Annotated in this window: 12 protein-coding genes; 2 read left to right on the forward strand and 10 right to left on the reverse strand. The window is 73.8% G+C overall.

The annotated features are described in order from the left end of the window. Positions 1 to 31 precede the first annotated feature (31 nt). Both ACIBK9_RS10455 and ACIBK9_RS10460 read right to left on the reverse strand, forming a co-directional pair. Entirely contained in the window at positions 32 to 3,175 is a 3,144-nt protein-coding gene (locus ACIBK9_RS10455) for a BTAD domain-containing putative transcriptional regulator (protein ID WP_397156890.1), read from the reverse strand. Between the two features lie 76 nt (positions 3,176 to 3,251). Further along, positions 3,252 to 4,064, reverse strand: a complete 813-nt coding sequence (locus tag ACIBK9_RS10460; RefSeq protein ID WP_397156892.1) for an SDR family NAD(P)-dependent oxidoreductase — start codon at positions 4,062 to 4,064, stop codon at positions 3,252 to 3,254. 121 nt (positions 4,065 to 4,185) lie between these two features. Here ACIBK9_RS10460 and ACIBK9_RS10465 point away from each other — a divergent pair, with 121 nt between their 5' ends. Continuing rightward, a complete protein-coding gene (locus tag ACIBK9_RS10465) occupies positions 4,186 to 4,788 on the forward strand; it encodes a TetR/AcrR family transcriptional regulator (protein WP_397157570.1) in 603 nt (200 codons plus the stop codon). Here the strand turns inward: ACIBK9_RS10465 and ACIBK9_RS10470 are convergent. Next, the gene (locus ACIBK9_RS10470) at positions 4,769 to 5,704 is read right to left on the reverse strand and encodes an alpha/beta fold hydrolase (protein WP_397156894.1); all 936 of its coding nucleotides are present in this window, start codon (positions 5,702 to 5,704) and stop codon (positions 4,769 to 4,771) included. The genes ACIBK9_RS10465 and ACIBK9_RS10470 overlap by 20 nt on opposite strands. Before the next feature lie 53 nt (positions 5,705 to 5,757). Between ACIBK9_RS10470 and ACIBK9_RS10475 the strand changes: the two genes are divergently transcribed. Then, a complete protein-coding gene (locus tag ACIBK9_RS10475; protein WP_397156896.1) occupies positions 5,758 to 6,294 on the forward strand; it encodes a helix-turn-helix domain-containing protein in 537 nt (178 codons plus the stop codon). Between the two features lie 20 nt (positions 6,295 to 6,314). Here the strand turns inward: ACIBK9_RS10475 and vph are convergent, their stop codons facing one another. Genes vph through ACIBK9_RS10510 form a run of 7 tightly spaced genes read right to left on the reverse strand, consistent with a single transcriptional unit; the run spans position 6,315 to position 12,913 of the window. Then, positions 6,315 to 7,175, reverse strand: a complete 861-nt coding sequence (gene vph / locus ACIBK9_RS10480; RefSeq protein ID WP_397156898.1) for a viomycin phosphotransferase — start codon at positions 7,173 to 7,175, stop codon at positions 6,315 to 6,317. Positions 7,176 to 7,234: 59 nt separating this feature from the next. Further along, positions 7,235 to 8,230: an N-acetylglucosamine kinase gene (locus tag ACIBK9_RS10485; RefSeq protein ID WP_397156900.1), complete on the reverse strand. Its 996-nt coding sequence runs from the start codon at positions 8,228 to 8,230 to the stop codon at positions 7,235 to 7,237. Continuing rightward, positions 8,227 to 9,249, reverse strand: a complete 1,023-nt coding sequence (locus tag ACIBK9_RS10490) for a hypothetical protein (protein ID WP_397156902.1) — start codon at positions 9,247 to 9,249, stop codon at positions 8,227 to 8,229. Before ACIBK9_RS10490 ends, ACIBK9_RS10485 begins: the two co-directional genes overlap by 4 nt. After that, positions 9,246 to 9,992 (reverse strand): sugar isomerase domain-containing protein, encoded by a 747-nt coding sequence (locus ACIBK9_RS10495; protein WP_387674965.1) that lies wholly within the window; start codon positions 9,990 to 9,992, stop codon positions 9,246 to 9,248. The genes ACIBK9_RS10490 and ACIBK9_RS10495 overlap by 4 nt, the downstream gene beginning before the upstream one ends. Before the next feature lie 10 nt (positions 9,993 to 10,002). Then, the gene (locus tag ACIBK9_RS10500) at positions 10,003 to 10,806 is read right to left on the reverse strand and encodes a carbohydrate ABC transporter permease (protein WP_358286873.1); all 804 of its coding nucleotides are present in this window, start codon (positions 10,804 to 10,806) and stop codon (positions 10,003 to 10,005) included. Next, complete coding sequence (locus tag ACIBK9_RS10505; RefSeq protein ID WP_397156905.1) at positions 10,803 to 11,687, reverse strand: carbohydrate ABC transporter permease; 885 nt, start codon at positions 11,685 to 11,687, stop codon at positions 10,803 to 10,805. The genes ACIBK9_RS10500 and ACIBK9_RS10505 overlap by 4 nt, the downstream gene beginning before the upstream one ends. Next, complete coding sequence (locus tag ACIBK9_RS10510; protein WP_397156907.1) at positions 11,678 to 12,913, reverse strand: extracellular solute-binding protein; 1,236 nt, start codon at positions 12,911 to 12,913, stop codon at positions 11,678 to 11,680. The genes ACIBK9_RS10505 and ACIBK9_RS10510 overlap by 10 nt, the downstream gene beginning before the upstream one ends. Positions 12,914 to 12,921 lie beyond the last annotated feature (8 nt).

Genomic DNA, 12,921 nt, shown 5'->3' on the forward strand with positions numbered 1-12,921 from the left:
CCGGCCGGGACCGGGTGACCGCGCCCGGTGTTCAGCGGGCGAGGGTGATCTCGGCCAGTTCGCGGAAGTCGCGGCGGCGGCCGTCGAGGTCCGCCGCGGCGAACGCGGTCTCGCCGAGGCGCTCGCGCGCCTGTCCGGCGATGCGGGCGGCGTCCGGCAGCGAGCGGTCCGGCGTGCCGCGCACCGCCTCGCTGGCCGCGATCAGCCGGACGGCCTGCTCGTCCTGGCCCTCGCGCAGCGCGACGTCGGCGATCCCGACCAGCGCCTCGGCGATGGTCGGCGGGAACATGTTCTCCACGGCCGCGTCGAACGCCCTGCGCCGGTAGGCGCGCGCCTGCTCGACGTCGTCGGCGAGGTAGCCGTACAGGTCCATGATCGTGGAACGGACCGAGCCGACCATCTCATCGGTGGACAGCACCGCCTGGACGGTGGCCAGGTGCTCGCGCACCTGGTCCGCCTCGCCGCGCCAGCGCGCCAGCTTCGCCTGACCGAGCGCCAGTTCGGCGAGGGAGTCCGGCCAGACGATCCCGTCGGCGTGCCGCTGGGCCTCGGCCATGGCGGCGGCGCTGGCCCGCTCGTCGCCGAGCAGCCAGTGCAGCTGGGCCAGCCGGGCCCACACGCCCACGACGTCCTCGGTCGCGCCCACCTCGGTCTGCGCCACGGCGCCCTCTTCGTAGTACTCGCAGGCACGGGCGAACTCGCCGCGCATGGCGAGCCGATCGGCCAGGAAGGTCAGCGCCAGGGAGGTGCCCATGCGGTCGCCCAGCGCGCGGAACTCGGCGAGCGCGGTCTCGGCGTCGAGATCGACGTCGGTCTCGTCGCCGCCGAGCGTGAGCCGGAACCGGCCGCCGGCCAGCCTGCCCTGCGCCCGCACCCAGGGGTCGGCGTCGGCGATCAGCGGCTCGAACGCGGGCAGGAACGCCGCCGGGCCCTGCAGCGTGCGCTCCAGCAGCGCGGCGAACCCGAGCAGCGGCTTGCGGGACCCGCTGCGCACGGCCAGCCGGTGGGCCTCCTGGATCCACTCCCGCGCCTGGAACTGGTCGCCGCCCACGCCGGACGTCACGAACATGGTCACCATGAGGTAGGCCATCGCCCGCACCTCGTCGGGCACCTCGCCCTCCAGCCCGGACGCGGCGATGCTCAGCTCGGCGCCCTCGGCCCGGTGGCCGCTGAGGAACCAGTAGTAGCCGGCCGCCCCGACCAGCCGCATCGCCTCGTACGCCCACCCCTCGGCGATCGCCCCGCGCAGGGCCGTGATGATGTTGTCGTGCTCGGCGTCGAGCACGGCCAGCCACTCCAGCTGCTCGGCCCGGCGCAGGTGCGGGTCGGCGGTCTCGGCCAGCTCGGTGAAGTGGGCCAGGTGCGCCCGCCGCGCCGCCTCGGACTCCCCGGCCTCGGCCAGCCGCTGGGCCGCGTACTCCCTGATGGTGTTGAGCATCCGGTAGCGCGGGGCGCCATCGTCGTCGGCCAGCAGCAGCGACTTCTCGGTCAGCGCGGTCAGCACGTCGAAGACCAGCTCACCGGCGGACGCCTCGTCGCCGCACACGCGTTCGGCCGCCTCCAGGCTCGCCCCGCCGGAGAACACCGACAACCGGCGCAGCACGCCGCGCTCGGCCTCGCTCAGCAGGTCCCAGCTCCAGTCGACGACCGCGCGCAGCGTCCGGTGCCGGGCGAGCGCCGTACGACTGCCGCTGGTCAGCAGGCGGAACCGGTCGTCGAGACGGCGGGCGAGCTGGTCGACCGACATCGTGCGCAGCCGGGCCGCGGCCAGCTCGATCGCCAGCGGGTTGCCGTCGAGCGCCCGGCAGATCCGCGCCATGGCCGCGAGGGTGGGGGCGTCGGAGCCGATGTCCTTGCGCACCAGGTCCGCGCGGTCGCGCAGCAGCCGCACCGCGGGCGAGGACCCGCTCTCGGCCGGCGAGGCGCCCTCGGCGGGCAGCGTGAGCGGCTCGACCTGCCACAACACCTCGCCGGTGATGCCGAGCGGCTCGCGGCTCGTGGCCAGGACGCGCAGGCCGCGGCACTCGCCCAGAAGCCGGTCCGCGAACGACGCGGCGGCCTCGATGACGTGCTCGCAGTTGTCCAGGATGAGCAGGATCGAGCGGTCGCGGATGGCGGTGATGAGCCGGTCCATCGGGTCGCCGCCGCGCCCGCCGCCGAGCATGCCCTGGTCGCGCAGGCCGATCGTGGTCAGGGCGGCCTGCGCGAGCTCGCCGCCGGCCCGGACCGGGGCCAGCTCGACGAGCCAGGCGCCGTCGGGCAGCTCGGGGAGCATCGTACGGGCGGTCTCGGTGGCCAGCCGCGTCTTGCCGGAGCCGCCCGCCCCCGTCAGGGTGACCAGGCGGTACCTGGTGGCCAGGTCGGCGACCGCGGAGACGTCGTCGTGCCGGCCGACGAAGCTCGTCAGCTCGGCGCGCAGGTTCGTCCTGCGGTTGTCCGTCCGCTCCCCCACCTCGCCGCGCAGCAGCGCGGTGTGCAGCTCCGACAGCTCGGCCGACGGGTCGGCGCCCAGCTCGTCGGCCAGCCGCTCGCGGGTGCGCTGGTAGAGGGTCAGCGCCTCGTTCCCGCGGCCCGCCTCGGCCAGCGCCCGCATCAGCGCCGCCACGAACCCCTCGCGCAGCGGGTACGCGGCCACCAGCCCGGTCAGCTCGGTGACCAGCTCCGCGCCCCGGCCGAGCCGCAGGTCGGCGTCGATGCGGTCGCCGAGCGCGGCGACGTGGAGGTCGTCGAGCCGGGTGACCACGGCGTCGAAGGCGTCGCTGTCCTGCATCGCGATGTCGGCCATGGGGGCGCCGCGCCACAGCTCCAGGGCACTGCGCAGCAGGTCGGCGCGGGCGGCGGGCGCGGCGGCGCGAGCCTGGACGATCAGCTGCTCGAAGCGGCACACGTCCACCGCCTCGCGCGGCACGGCCAGCCGGTAGCCGCCGGAATCGGCCTCGATCACGCCGTCGGGCAGCACCCTGCGCAGCCTGGACACCAGCGCCTGCAGGGCGTTGACCTCGTCGGCGGGCGGCCGCTCCCCCCAGATCCAGTCGATCAGCCGCGCGCGCGTGACGATCCGGCCGGGCTCCAGGGCGAGGGCGGCGAGCAGCGCGCGCAGCCGGACACCAGGGACCTCGACCACGGCCCCTTGGGCGTTCCGGACCTCGAAGGGCCCCAGCAATCCGACTCGCACACCGCAATTGTGCCGGAACCCGGACAACGCCCGGCCCATCCCCGCCCGTCCGCCCCCTGGAACCGGTCCCCCGAGGTCAGCCGTCGGCCTTGCGGCTGAGGTGTTCCCAGGCGCGGTACTCCGCGGTGCGGGCCTCGTCCATCTGCTGGACGAGGTCGTACGAGCGGCTGCCGACGATCAGCCGGCGCGGCGGCTCGGGCAGGTCCACGAGCTCCATGACGACGGGCGCGGCGTTGCTCGGCGGCGGGCCGGCGTCCTCGCCCCACATGGCGGCCAGCTCGGCCCGCAGCCCGTCGTAGACCGGGTCGGGCTCGGTGGCCGTGGTGCCCAGCGTGAACAGGCCGGTGTCGTAGCCGCCCATCTGCAGGTTGGTGACCTTGACGCCGAACGGCGCGAGCTCCATGGCCAGCGCCTGGGTGACCGAGTCGAGGGCCGACTTGCCCGCCGCGTACAGGCCGACCGAGGCCATGCCGCCGCCCGCGCCCATCGAGGTGACCTGGAGGATGTGCCCCGACCCCTGGGCCCGCAGGTACGGCGTCACCGCCTGGGTGACCCAGATCGCGCCGAACAGGTTCACGTCGAAGTGCGCCCTGATCTGCTCCTCCGTGGCCTCCTCCAGCATGCCGAAGAGCATGCCGCCGGCGTTGTTGACCACGACGTCGAGCCTGCCGAACGCGGCCGCAGCCTGGTCCACGCCCTCCCGCACCGCGGCGCGGTCGGAGACGTCGAGCGGCAGCCGGACGAGCGCGCCCGGATGCCGGGCCTCCAGCTCGGCCAGCGGGCCGACGTCGCGGGCGGCGGCCACGACGCGGTCGCCCCGGTCCAGGGCCGCTTCGGTGAACGCCCTGCCCAGCCCCCGGGACGCACCCGTGACGAACCATACGCGCATGCGCTCTCGCCTCCTTCTCTGTTCAAGACGAGACGGTCCGTCTCGCTGCATGTCCATCAGTGTGCCAGCAAGGACCGGTGACTTGTCAAGACGGACCGTATCGTCTCGTTTATGGGCTATGATGGGCGGCGTGAAGCAGCCCGATCCCGCGCGCCGCAGCGAGCGCTCCCGGCAGGCGATCCTCCAGGCCGCCAGGGAACTGGTGTCCGAGGTGGGTTACGCCAAGGTCTCCGTCGAGGCGATCGCCGCGCGGGCCGGCGTCGGCAAGCAGACGATCTACCGGTGGTGGCGGTCCAAGGGCGCCGTGGTCTTCGACTCCTTCCTCGCGCTGAGCGAGGGCGGCCCCGGCGACCAGGCCGTGACGCTGCCCGACACGGGCGACATCGAGGCCGACCTGAAGACCGTCATGCGGGCGACCGTGGCGGAGTTCGCCGACCCCGGCTTCGAGGCGCCGATCCGGGCGCTCAACCTGGAGATCGTCGCCGACCCCGAGCTGGCCGCCCAGTACCGCGAGAAGCTGGCCGGCCCGGTCGACGAGGCCAAGAAGGCCCGCCTGCGCAGCGCCCAGCAGGCCGGCCAGCTCGCCCCCGACGCCGACCTCGACCTCGCGCTCGAACTGCTCTACGCCCCCCTCTACCAGCGCTGGCTCCTGCGCTCCGGCCCGCTCACCCCGCAGTACGCCGACGCGCTGGTCGACCTGGCGCTCAAGGCCCTGCGCCCCTGAGCCGCGGCCGGGTCCCCGAGTCTCGCAGGACCCGCAGCAGGTCGGCCAGCGCCTGGAGCACGGCGTCGGGCCGTTCCTCGTGCAGCCAGCCGTGCCCGGCGTCGTCCAGCACCCGGTGCTCGCCGCGCGGGAAGGAGGCGGCCAGCTCGGCGTGCAGGGCGAGCTTGCCGGCGTTGATCTCCCGCAGCACGTCCTCCGGCCAGAGCTGGGACTGGGTGGCGTCCGCCCCCATGGCCGACAGCACGATCACCGGCACGTCGGGCACCGGCGGCGCGGCCCTGAACTCCGCCGAGACCTCGTCGTAGAGGTTGCGGCCCTCCAGCCAGCCGGTGCGCCAGGCGGTCAGGTGGTGGTCGACCAGGGCCTCGCGCACGCCGTCCGGCCAGGCGGCCAGCAGCCGCTCGACGGCCGGGCGGGCGGCGTCGAGCTGCTCCGGCGTCGGCTCCGGGAGCGCCTGCTCGCGCATCTGGTCGAGCATCTCGCGCGCCTGCCGGGGCGCGCGGGCGGCCATGTCCTCGTGGAAGGGGTCGAGCAGCAGCAGCGCCGCGACGTCGCCGGGGAAGCGGCGGGCGTAGTGGCGCGCGTACGCGCCGCCCAGGGAGTGACCGGCCAGCACGTACGGGCCGCGCACCCCCGCCGCCGCCAGCGCCGCGCGCAGTTCGTCGGTCACCTCGGCCGCGGTGCGGGGCAGCTCGACCGGCTCGCTCCAGCCGGTGCCCGCACGGTCGTAGAGCACGCTGGTCGTCACCTCGGCGGCGCGGTCGTGCACGTTGAGGTAGTCCAGGCCGACGGCTCCGGCGCCGGGCAGGAACACCACGGGCGGGCCGCCGGCGCCCGAGCGGTGCAGCATGATCCGGCGGCCGCCGACGTCGTGCAGGCGGCCCAGCGGAGGGGCGTCCAGGGCGTGGTGGGTCATGATCCGTCCTTTCTCAGGTTTGAGAAAGGTAGCAGGTGTGAGATCGTACGTCCATGGACACGGTGGACCTGCTTCTGCACCCCGTACGGCTGCGCATCGTGCACGCCATGGCGGGCGGCCGCACGCTCACCACCTCCGCCCTGTGCGACCTGCTGCCCGACGTCTCCAAGGCCACCGTCTACCGGCACGTCGGCCTGCTGGCCGAGGGCGGCCTGCTCGACGTGGAGGGCGAGCAGCGCGTGCGCGGGGCCGTCGAGCGCCGCTACCGGCTACGCCCGGCGCGGGCGGCCATCGACGCCGACACCGCCGCCGCGGCCTCGCGGGACGACCACCGCCGCGCGTTCGCCGTGGCCATGGCGGCCCTGCTGGCCGAGTTCGGCGCCTACCTCGACCGCGACCAGGCCGATCCGGCCGCCGACCTGGTCGGCTACCGGCAGCACGCCATCTGGCTCACCCCGGACGAACGCGCCGCGCTGATCGCCGACCTGCGCGCCGCGCTGCTGCCCAGGATCGCCAACCCGCCCACGCCCGAGCGCACCCGCCACCTGATCAGCCCGATCCTGTTCCCGGCCGAGGAGCCGTCCGCCTGAGCCCGCTCTCCCGGACGAGTTCAGCGGTAGCCGGTCAGGCCGTCCGCCAGTTCTTCCTCGTCACCGTCTCTGTGCGCGGACAGGGCCTGCTGCAGGGCGAAGGACGCGCGGATGACGGCGATGCGGGCGGCCGTCGCGCCGTCCGACCAGCCTCCCAGCCTCAGCACCCGATCCAGGAAAGGCGTGCCGTAACCGGCCCCGACGGCCGCCAGGTCCTCGGCGGGATCGCCGATCGTCACCTCATCCCAGTCGATCACCCCGCTGAGCACCGGCAGCCCGTCGTCGTGCTCCCACAGGACGTTCTCCGCGCCGAGGTCACCGTGCACCACGGCCTCGGTGAGGTCGGGAAGGCCGTCGAGCGCCGCGAGCTCCCGCTCGGCCCGCTGACGCCCGCGCCCGGACATGAGCCCGAACAGCTCGGCGCGGACGCCCGCCGTGAACTCCCGCCATCGATCCCGCGGCGCCGGCAGCGCCGCCCGCACGTCGTCCGCCGCGCCGATCCTGGCCAGTTCGCGCAGCAGCGTGACGTACTGTGCCGCCGCGGCCTCGGCCACCCGGGGATCTTCGAGTTCTCCGGCCTCCAGCGGGGCTCCGGGAACGCGGCTGAGGACCAGGAACGGCGGCTCGTCCGGGCCGGGAGCGCCGGCCTCCGGCAACGGCCGGGGCGTGCGGAAGCCGAGATCGAACCCGGCGAGCAGGCGCAGGACGGCGGCCCGCTGCGGCAGCCGGGCGGCCGCGGCCCCGGTGCGCGGCAGGCACACGACCCGATCCGCGCCGATCACCACCTGGTGGAACTGCCCTTGGCGAACGGTGAGCCGCTCCGGTTCGACGCCCGGCAGCAGCCGGCTCAGCAGGGCACGATCCATCTGCGGGACCTGCATGTGGTGCGAACCGTCCTTTCCGCGGCACGGGCGCGATACCCGCCGACCCGGTCACAGTACTAGCGGGGCGGCGGAAGGGCCGTGAAGCGTTCGTGGGCGGCCTGGTCGCCCAGCCGGTCGAGGGCGGCCAGCCAGCACGCCCCGGCCGTGGCGTCGCGGGCGGTCGTCACCCGCCGCCCGGCCAGCCGGGCCAGGACGGCGGCGCGCACCGGGCCGTCCGCGGTCAGCACCCCGCCCGCCAGCACCAGCGGTCCGTCGCCGGACAGCCGGTCCGCCGTCGCGGTCAGCCGCCGGGCGGCCTCGGCGACGATGCCCGCCGCGCACTCGTCCCCCTCGGCGGCCGCCCGCGACACCAGCGGCGCGGCGGCGGCCACGAGCATCCGGTCGGCCTGGGCCAGCCGGACGATCCGGTCCGCCCGCCGCCGGGGCTCGCCCGTCGCCCCGAAGTGCGCGCCCACCAGATCCACCAGCGGCCCGTACGGCAGGCCCGCGCCCACAGCGCGGCCCACGCGGCCCTGGGGCCGGTCCCGGACGTGATCCGAGGGATCGCCGGGCCGGTCCAGGGCGCGGACGGTCGCGCGCACCCCCGCCCGGCCGATCCAGAACCCGCCGCCCTCGTCGCCCAGCAGCCAGCCGAGCCCGTCGGCCACCGCGGTCACCGTCCGGCCGGAGAAGCGAGCCGCCGCGGCGCCCGTCCCGGCCAGCAGCAGCGTGCCGGACGGCGCGGCGGTCCCGGCCGCGTAGGCGATCTCCACGTCGCCGACCATGCGCGGCGGCGCGGCGATGCCGCACTCGGCCCAGGTCCGGCCCAGCGTCGCGGCGAAGGCGTCGTCGCCGCCCGCCACGCCGGCCACCGAGGCGGCCACCAGCGAGGGGTCCAGGCCGTCGAGCGCGCGGCGCAGGGCCTGCCCGATCGCCAGGCGGGCCGCCGCCGGCCCGTGCGCGGCCGGGTTGCCGGGACCGGCGGTGCCGTGCCCCAGCCTGGTGCCGTCCGCCGCGTGCACGGCGGCGCGGGTGGTGGTGCCGCCGGCGTCCACCCCGGCGAAGAGCGTCACCGGACCAGCCGCGCCGCGCCGGGCGCCAGCGTGAGGGTGGCGCCGCACTCCTGGTAGGAGCCGGTCGCCGGGTCGAACGCCTGCGTGATCCCGTCGAGCGTGACCGACGCCGGCCGGTCGAAGCGGGCGTTGCAGACCAGCCGCCGCTCGCCGTAGTGGCCGACCAGGACGTCGCCGGCGTGCTCGGCCGACGTCCACCCGGTCAGCTCGGCCGCCACCGGGCGCAGCCAGCGGGTGTTGAGGTCCCGCACGACGCCGTAGCGCTCGGTCGGCACGCCGTCACCGCCGATGAGCGCCGGCTGGAAGCCCTCGCCGCGCGCCGGGTCGGGCGTCCAGTAGGTGAAGTACTGGATGCCGGTGTACCCGTAGGCCAGGGCGGTGTTGACCTGCCAGGCCAGCTCGGCGGCCGACGGCTCGCGGTGGCCGTCGTAGGCCAGCGTCTGGACGTACATCCAGGCCGGCAGCCCGGCCCTGCGGGCGTGCTCGCGCACGGTGGCCAGGTCGGCGAGGTAGCCCTCGTCGAACCCGCCGGTCAGGAACGGGTACCGGTCGAACGACAGCACGTCCGGCCGGACGACCCGGGCGAACTCCCCCACGTACGCGTCGTAGGGGCCGGTGGCGTGGCTCGGCAGCAGGTTGGCGTAGGCGAACGCGCCGGCCGCCCGCGCGGCGGCGACCCCGGCCGCCAGCCGCGGGAACTGCCCGGCCACCGGCTCGTCCATGAGGCTGAGGCCGCGGAAGGAGCGGAACGGGCGGTAGTCCTCGACGACCTGGGCGATCAGCGGCGCCGGGTCCACGTCCAGGTCGCGCATGAGCACGTCCACCCGCGGGTCGGAGGCGACCAGCATGCCGAGCCCGGCCTCCTCGGCGCGGGCCAGGGCGTGCCGCAGGATGACCCGGTCGTTCAGGTAGTTGCCGGTGATGACCAGGTCGATCCCGGCCTCGGCGATCTCGCGGTAGCGGGCGGCCGTCGTCTCGTGGGGCGGGGGCGGCCAGAAGGCGGCGATCGTCAGGGTCACAGCGCGCCCGTCCTGATGCGGCCGGCGTAGCGGGCCACCAGGGCGTCGTTGTGCGCGTCGGAGCCGGGGATGTTGGCCGACAGGTAGACCGGCGGGACCGTGCCGTCCGCCTGGAGCTCGCCGATCGCCTCGGCCACCATGAGCTGCACGATCAGCGCCGAGGTGATCGAGGAGATGCCGCAGACCGGGCCGTGCTCGGTCGGCAGGACGGCGTCGCCGTACGGGGCCAGGTTGTCGATCACGATGTCGGCCAGCTCGAACAGCCGCTCCCCCGACGGATGCCGCGAGGTGATGGCGGTCGAGTGGGCCAGCGAGGTGATCGCGACGAGCGGCAGGCCGCGCTCCTTGACCAGCCGGGCCATCTCCACGGTCGAGCCGTTGCCGCCGGAGTTGGAGGCGATCACGAACGCGTCGGAGTCCTCCACCGTGTGCAGGGCCAGCACCTGGTGGGCGGTGCGCGGGTCGCGCTCGGCCAGCGGGTCGAACGCGCCGGGATCGGCCGAGCCCAGCACCACCGGGTCGCGCAGGGTGAGCCGGTTGGTCGGGATGAGCCCGCCCGCGCGCCCCGCGACCTCCAGCGCCACCGCCTCCGAGTGTCCCGTGCCGTAGGCGTGCAGGACGCCTCCGGCGCGCACGGTCGCCGCGACCAGCGCGCCCGCGCGCCTGATGGCGGGCAGCTGCTCGGCCATCAGCCGGTCCAGCCGCGAGCGTGTCTCGTCGGCGAAGGCCATCACAAGATCCATCAAACTGTCCTCAACGGTTCATGCCGGCGGTGAGCCCGGCGACGATCTGGCGGGTGGCCAGGATGAAGAGCACGACCAGGGGGATCGTCGTCATCACCAGGCCGGCGAAGAGCGTGCCCCAGTCGTTCTGGAACTGGCCGAAGAAGTGGGTGAGACCGACCGGCAGGGTCAGCTTGCTCTCGTCCCGCATCAGGACCAGGGGGTAGAAGAAGTCATTCCAGATCGGCACGAACTGGAAGACCACCACGGTCGCCAGCGCGGGCCGTACCAGCGGCAGCATCACGTGCCAGAAGGTGGCGAACGGGCCCGCGCCGTCCAGGGCGGCGGCCTCGTCGAGCTCGTGCGGGAGCTGGCGGAAGAACGCGGTCAGCACGAACACGTTGAACGGCACCGACCCCGCCGCGTAGACCAGCACCAGCCCGGCCAGCGAGTCCACCAGGCCCATGCTCTCCAGCAGGTAGAACAGCGGCAGCACGCCGAGGTGGGCGGGCAGCGTCATGCCGGAGACGAAGTAGGCGGCGAACAGCCCGCGCCCCCGGAACTCCCGGCGCCCCAGCGGGTACGCCGCCAGCAACGACACCACCGCGCCCAGCAGCACCGAGCAGACCACGACGATCGCCGAGTTCACCACGTACGTGGAGAAGGAGGCGTCGGTCCAGGCCTTGGCGTAGTTGCCGAGCCCGCTGGGCCAGCCGAGCGGCTGGTCGAAGATCTCGCTGGTCGGCCGGAGCGAGCTGAGCAGCATGACCAGCAGCGGCGACATGGACAGGACGGCGTAGCCCCACAGCAGGACCCGGATCGCCACGGCCTTCACGACTTCCTCCTCAGGATCCGTTCCAGCAGCAGCGTCGAGCCGAAGATGAAGGTGAACATGAAGACCGCCAGCGCCGAGGACGTGCCCAGCGCGTTGACGTCGCCCGAGGCGAAGGCGGTCCGGTAGAACAGCAGGCCGAGCACGTCCGTCGCGCCCGCGGGGGCGCCGTTGGAGCCGCCTAGGGCGTAGACCAGGGCGAAGGTGCCCATGCTGCCGATGAAGCTGAGGATGGTGACGGTGGCCATGGCCGGCTTGAGCAGCGGCAGCGTGACGCGCCAGAACACCTGCCAGGAGCCGGCGCCGTCGGTCCTGGCGGCCTCGGCGTACTCCTGCGGAATGCCGCCGAGCGCGGCGCTGAACAGCAGCATCGGGAAGCCCACCCACTGCCAGCTGGTGATCAGGATGACGGTCGGCAGCGCGGTGGCCGGGTCGCCCAGCCACGGCATCGCCAGGCCCATCGGCTTGAGCAGCGCGTTGACCGGGCCGAAGGCCGGGCTGAGCAGCAGGGTCCACAGGTAGCCGATGACCAGCGGGTTGACCAGGTACGGCAGCGCGAACATGGTCTGCAGGGCCCGCTTGCCGCGCCGTACGCGGAACAGCGCCAGCGCGAAGGCCAGGCCCAGCGTGTTCTGCACCAGCATGGTGCCGGCGAAGAGCAGGAAGTTGTGCCCGAGCGCCGGCAGCAGCTGGTCCAGGAAGGCGCCCGACAGCAGGTTCGCGTAGTTGTCCAGCCCGGCCGGCTGGTCGCGCAGGGTGCCCTTCCAGGAGAAGAAGCTGTAGGTCAGCCCGGTGAACAGCGGATAGACCACGAACGCCGAGTACAGGAGGAAGGCGGGGATCAGGAACAGGTACGACGATCCCCGCCGTGCGGCTAGAGCCATGTGGCCACGCTCTTGTCGAGCTGCTCGGCGGCCTCCTCGGCGCTGATGCGGCCCAGCAGCATCTCCTGCAACGCCTTGGAGAACACGGTGGCCGAGGTCGGGTTGCCGTAGGCGAACTCGTTCATGAAGTAGGTGCCGCCGCGCCTGGCGAAGGTGGCGGAGACCTCGTTGAGCAGCGGATCCTTGGGGGTGACGCCGGGCACGGCGGAGAAGATGCGCAAGGTGTCGGTGTAGAGCTGGCCGTAGTCCTTGGAGGCCAGCCACGCGGCGAACTTCAGCGCCTCGGCCTTGTGCCTGGTCTTGACGTTGACGCCGTACGAGCCGTCGGTGAAGCCGGGCATGACGCCCTCCCCCTCGGGCGTGGGCGGGGTGAAGACGCCCAGGTCGACGCCCTTGGCGTGCTCGCCGAAGAAGTTCAGCTCCCACAGGCCGCCGGGGAACATGGCCGCCTTGCCGGAGGAGAACAGGATCTGCGCGTCGGTGTAGGAGACACCGGCCACGTCGTCGGGGAAGTACGGCTTGAGCTTGTTGAGCTGGTCGATGCCCTCGACGAAGCGCGGGTCGGCGAACTTCTTGCGCTTGGCCTTGACGTCGGCGATGAACGCGTCGCCGCCCCAGTGGGCGGTGCCGAAGATGCCGGCCACGATCGGCAACATCCAGTCGTCCTTGCCGCCGAAGGCGAACGGCACGATGCCCTTGGCCTTGAGCTTGTCGGCCGCGGAGATCATGTCGGCGTACGTCTTCGGCGGGGTGAGGCCGTTGTCGGCGAAGATCTTCTTGTTGTAGATCACCTGGAGGGTCTGGACGGCGAACGGCACGCCGTAGACCTTGCCGTCCTTGTCGCCCTTGGCGTAGCGCAGCACCTTCTCGTCGTAGGCGGCCAGGCCGGGCACGTCCTTGGTGTCGAGCGGGAGCAGCCGTCCGGCCTCGACCAGCGGCTGGAGGTTGGCGCCGGCGCGCAGCCAGGCCAGGTCGGGTCCGCTGTCGCCGGCCAGGCCGGTGGACAGGATGGTGTCGTACTCGGTGGCCGTGGTGAACGAGCGGGCGTCGACGTCGATGCCGGGGTGGAGCTTCTCGTACTCGGCGAACATCTTGTCGTAGTTCGCCTCGGGGCCCCAGCCCCAGACCGAGAGGGTGATCTTGCCGGAATCGGCACTCGTCGTGGCGGAAGGGGCACAGGCGGTGACCGCCATCGCCAAGGCGACAGCGGCGGCGGCGAGACGCATGGGGACTC

Origin of the sequence: Nonomuraea sp. NPDC050227 (assembly GCF_044459705.1) — a bacterium.
In the GTDB taxonomy this organism is placed as follows: Bacteria; Actinomycetota; Actinomycetes; order Streptosporangiales; family Streptosporangiaceae; genus Nonomuraea.

What these genes read in the sequence shown, in the direction of transcription:
- ACIBK9_RS10460 (WP_397156892.1), bottom strand. Translation starts at nt 4,064, where the DNA reads ATGCGCGTATGGTTCGTCACGGGTGCGTCCCGGGGGCTGGGCAGGGCG.
- ACIBK9_RS10465 (WP_397157570.1), top strand. Translation starts at nt 4,186, where the DNA reads ATGGGCGGCGTGAAGCAGCCCGATCCCGCGCGCCGCAGCGAGCGCTCC.
- ACIBK9_RS10470 (WP_397156894.1), bottom strand. Translation starts at nt 5,704, where the DNA reads ATGACCCACCACGCCCTGGACGCCCCTCCGCTGGGCCGCCTGCACGAC.
- ACIBK9_RS10475 (WP_397156896.1), top strand. Translation starts at nt 5,758, where the DNA reads ATGGACACGGTGGACCTGCTTCTGCACCCCGTACGGCTGCGCATCGTG.
- vph (WP_397156898.1), bottom strand. Translation starts at nt 7,175, where the DNA reads ATGCAGGTCCCGCAGATGGATCGTGCCCTGCTGAGCCGGCTGCTGCCG.
- ACIBK9_RS10495 (WP_387674965.1), bottom strand. Translation starts at nt 9,992, where the DNA reads ATGGATCTTGTGATGGCCTTCGCCGACGAGACACGCTCGCGGCTGGAC.
- ACIBK9_RS10505 (WP_397156905.1), bottom strand. Translation starts at nt 11,687, where the DNA reads ATGGCTCTAGCCGCACGGCGGGGATCGTCGTACCTGTTCCTGATCCCC.
- ACIBK9_RS10510 (WP_397156907.1), bottom strand. Translation starts at nt 12,913, where the DNA reads ATGCGTCTCGCCGCCGCCGCTGTCGCCTTGGCGATGGCGGTCACCGCC.